Source organism: Sutterella sp. KLE1602 (genome assembly GCF_001578585.1).
In the GTDB taxonomy this organism is placed as follows: Bacteria; Pseudomonadota; Gammaproteobacteria; order Burkholderiales; family Burkholderiaceae_F; genus Sutterella; species Sutterella wadsworthensis_A.
Genome location: NZ_KQ968579.1, coordinates 10,929 through 11,264, shown reverse-complemented (window position 1 = coordinate 11,264; position 336 = coordinate 10,929). Strand labels below are relative to the sequence as shown.

Genomic DNA, 336 nt, shown 5'->3' with positions numbered 1-336 from the left:
CGCCGAAGAAGAAGAGGTTGTCGTCCTCGAAGCGAACGCCGAGGTAATCGCGGCACCACTTGGCGGCGTCAAGCGCCTGGTGCGTCATGACGTTGATGACCTTCATGTCGCCCTTGCCGTCGCCGCCCTTGAAGGTGTCTTCGGCATGGAGTTCGGGCGAGTCGTCGTTGATGCCGAGCTTGGGCTGGACCCAGTTCTTGGCGACATTCATTTCAGCGCCCGAGATGAGCGAGTTGCCGCCGACGGCGGGCATCTTTTCGAGCAGGACGACGTTGGCGCCGGCGTTCCTGGCGGTGATGGCAGCGGAGAAGCCCGCACCGCCCGCACCGATCACGA

Annotated in this window: 1 protein-coding gene; it reads right to left on the bottom strand. The window is 63.7% G+C overall.

Annotation, left to right across the window (positions count from 1 at the left end; translation table 11 throughout):
* A partial coding sequence (locus HMPREF3036_RS10740) for an FAD-binding protein (RefSeq protein ID WP_156469823.1) occupies positions 1–336 on the bottom strand: 336 nt, incomplete at both ends.